General features: G+C 44.1%; 4 protein-coding genes. 2 read left to right on the forward strand and 2 right to left on the reverse strand.

What is annotated here, in order from left to right:
- Positions 1-530 (forward strand): EAL domain-containing protein (locus MHN01_RS19995; protein ID WP_239412977.1); only part of this gene is annotated, 530 nt, incomplete at its 5' end.
- 87 nt (positions 531-617) lie between these two features.
- Here the strand turns inward: MHN01_RS19995 and MHN01_RS20000 are convergent.
- Positions 618-1,106, reverse strand: a complete 489-nt coding sequence (locus tag MHN01_RS20000) for a murein L,D-transpeptidase family protein (protein WP_239412978.1) — start codon at positions 1,104-1,106, stop codon at positions 618-620.
- A gap of 491 nt (positions 1,107-1,597) precedes the next feature.
- Here MHN01_RS20000 and MHN01_RS20005 point away from each other — a divergent pair, with 491 nt between their 5' ends.
- On the forward strand, positions 1,598-2,455 hold the full coding sequence (locus MHN01_RS20005) for a GNAT family N-acetyltransferase (protein WP_239412980.1): 858 nt from the start codon (positions 1,598-1,600) through the stop codon (positions 2,453-2,455).
- Positions 2,456-2,538: 83 nt separating this feature from the next.
- On the opposite strand, the gene MHN01_RS20010 is transcribed toward MHN01_RS20005, so the two are convergent.
- The coding region (locus tag MHN01_RS20010) for an NADH:ubiquinone reductase (Na(+)-transporting) subunit B (protein WP_239412982.1) at positions 2,539-3,681 on the reverse strand (1,143 nt) is incomplete at its 5' end.

Consider the following 3,681-nt stretch of genomic DNA (forward strand, 5'->3'; position numbering starts at 1 on the left):
AAAAAGGTTTGGCGCCGCTATCGGTGCATGTGAATTTGTCGAGTCCGCATTTTTCACATTCCCAGCTACTTCACCAGATACAGTCTGTGCTTGAGCGACATCAGATTGAGCCTGAGAATCTGACGATCGAAATAACCGAAAGTATGTTGATAGGATCGACCAAGCAGGTTATTCACCGTATGCAGGTAATCAAAAACATGGGGGTCAAGTTGGCACTTGATGACTTTGGAACCGGTTACTCAGCGTTGAATTCACTGTGCGAGTTTCCGCTTGATGTCGTCAAGCTGGATCAAAACTTTGTCAAGCGGATTGGTGTCGATGACCAAGGGGAAATTCTCATTAGCAGTGTGGTGAGCATGTCGAAGGCTCTCGGGCTTAAAATGGTGGCTGAAGGGGTCGAAACCGAGCAGCAAAAGAAAACGTTACAGGGGTTGAAGGTCGAAGAACTTCAGGGATACTTTTTCTCCAAGCCTTTGTCATATGAAGAGAGCTTGCGCGTTGCGCTGGATGGGCGTGTGACGCAACCATAAGGTGAGGCAAGCATAACGATGGTTGTGATAACTCTCCTTACTCCAATCCTTCTGGAGGACGGAGAGCTATCCTTAAGTAGTGACTGGTTATGGTGCTATTCGAATAGGTGTACCGTCTGACACGTATTGGGCAATTTCTCTGATTTGCGGGTTGTTTACTGCAATACAGCCTCGGGTCCAGTCGACACCCTCATAAACAAGGGGCATGTTCTTTCCGTTTGGCAGGCCGTGAATAAAGATATCTCCGCCCGGATCAACACCGAGTTGCTGAGCTCTCAATCTGTCTTGCTGGTTGGGATAATCGATATGCAAACTCAGATGGAACTTACTTTGCCTGTTTCTGAAATCGAGCGTATATAGTCCTTCTGGTGTCCGGTTGTCACCCCGTTTTTGCTTATGACCAACAGGTTGCTTACCTAGGCTGATATTATATTCACGAAAGATGGTATCGTTTTTTATCAGGAACATTTTTCGTTCGGCTTTCTTAACCAAAACCATATCAGCGGTAGGTCTGTCACTGAATGCCATTGCGCTTTGTGAGGCGACTACTAATAATATAAAAAGTAATTTTTTCATTAACTGCTTAATATTGTTATAAATTTATTGAGTAAATAATAATGGAGTCTTTAATAACGAATAAAAATAGAGTTATTACTTCATAAGCATCCTTGCTGTTATTATTTCGGTTAGCCTTATGGCAATCACTAATGTTTTTATTGTTTCTGACATTGCTCTGACATTGCTGACTTTAGTCAATGTAATATAAATTATCAATATTTCATGTGCCTTTTATGAGGTGATGTTGATCCCAAACTTGTTGTTTAAATTTCAATGTATTGAATTAAATATAGTAATTATTTTGTCTTTAATAAGACTTTTTTTTGTCAATTTTTTGATGTCAAAATATTGTCAGGTAACTGCCAAAATATTGTCGCTATAATCTCAAAATTTCTCACCGAATAACTCATACTTCACAACTTTGCTTAATGCCATGCGATGAGCTTGGTTAACTTTGATATGATAAATAATCAAATGATTGCTTATTTTCATTGGCAAGGTTTTATGTAATGCAACAAGATCGTTATCAGGTTTATCATCTGGAAGAAACGTCATTTCAATTAATTCAATCTTATTCCCGTTGGCAACAAGTTGTTCAATGGGCGTTAGAGTTGGAGCTTAATAAAAAGCAAAAATGGTATGTTGTTGATATACATGCTGATGATAATTGTGAAGATGTATTCCTAATTGATGCATTCGGACTTTTAAAACCGACAGGCCACCGTGCAGGCTCTTTTTATGAGCAGGTGAGATTATTGTCGCTACCTGCATTGACTCTAGAGGGGGTAATAGAACCCTTGGGGCTACCTGACGGGGTGACGGTTCTTAAACCGCTTGCTGAAGCCAGTTATGAAATCCAGGTGCTGAATGGCAATGACGGCATGAGTACCTTTGCAGGAGAATCAAGCCTGTTGGAAGCACCTTTTCAACGCCGGTATCAATCAGATAATGATGTTGCACTGCTTGTTTATCGCCATGACGAGCTGATTGCTACGGCACTTTTTAGTCGTTATATCGAAGATCATCGCTTTCCGTTTCATTCATCAGAGCTCTGCTATGAGCTCTCTTTGCATACTGTCTATGTATTGCCTGAATATCGTTCTATGGGGATAGCGACCGGCCTGGCAAACAGCATTGTGAATATTGCTCGTAAAGACATGCTGAACCTTCATCACGTGCTGCAAGGAAAGATCAGGCTAAAACCCTGGTTCTCAGCCTTGGCTTTGACACCGGGAGGGGAGGTGATTTGCGATATTCTGAGTGAAGCGTTTGTCGAAATGAATGACGATATCATCGAAGAGCTTATGGATGAAGGGATGGCGATCAGTTATCAGGATCCGGTTATTTTTGTCGAGGGAATGGCCTGATAACCTATATGAGTATTGTTATATTGAGAATCGGTTCCTCTGGCATGTAATTTAGTTGAATGCCAGAGAAACCACGAGACTAACTATAAGAAGTGGGATCGGCGTTTTCTCCTTGTGATGTTGGCCTGAGTGACAAAAAAGTCAAATATCGGTGCAAAGAGGTTGGCAAAGAGTATTGCGAGCATGATGCCTTCAGGGTAGGCCGGATTTACCACTCGAAGCAGAACAGTCATAACTCCAATCAGCACACCAAATGCCCATTTCCCTTTGTCGGTAAAGGCTGCAGAAACCGGGTCGGTGGCCATAAAGAACATCCCGAATGCAAACCCGCCTAGCACAAGGTGCCACCAAAACGGCATTGAAAACATAGGATTAGTCTCTGAACCAATGAGATTGAACAGTGTCGAGGTGATGACCATTCCCAGGAAAACACCGGTAACAATGCGCCATGAGGCAATACCCATGGCAATAATCATGACACCGCCGATGAGCAGTGCCAGTGTAGATACCTCGCCAATAGAACCGGGTATATTGCCAATGAATGCGTCCATCCAGCTAATTGAGTCGCCGGTTGCGTTGTGAATCAGTGCCGAGGGACCGCTTTCGGCCCACTGACTGAGCGCTGTTGCACCGGTGTAGCCATCGGCTGCGACCCAGACTAAGCCGCCAGAATGTTGTGCTGGATAGGCAAAGTAGAGAAAAGCCCGCCCGGCGAGTGCGGGATTAATAAAGTTTCGACCTGTTCCCCCGAAGACTTCCTTGGCAACAACAATACCGAAGGTGATCCCCAAAGCTGCTTGCCACAACGGAGTGGTGGGTGGGACAATGAGGGCAAATAAGATTGAAGTGACGAAGAAGCCTTCGTTGATTTCATGTTTGCGTATAACTGCGAAAAGAACTTCCCAAAAACCACCGACGATAAAAACGGTGAGATAAATTGGCAGGAAGTAGGCAGCTCCCAATAACAGGCGGCTGCCCCATCCTGCACTGTCGGCGAGAGATCCGCCAAGCGCAAGGCTTGTCGCATAATGCCAGTTGGTTTCGGCAAGCGTTACTATCTGTTCAGGAGAGTAGATAGCACTTAGTGCGATAATGGCCTGGTTACCGATATTGTACATTCCCCAAAATAGGGCAGGGAAAGTCGCTAGCCACACCATGATCATGATTCGCTTTAAATCAATGCTATCGCGTATATGGGTGTGACCTTTGGTGATGGTGCCGGGAGT

The organism is Photobacterium sp. OFAV2-7, from assembly GCF_022347985.1.
Lineage (GTDB): Bacteria > Pseudomonadota > Gammaproteobacteria > Enterobacterales > Vibrionaceae > Photobacterium.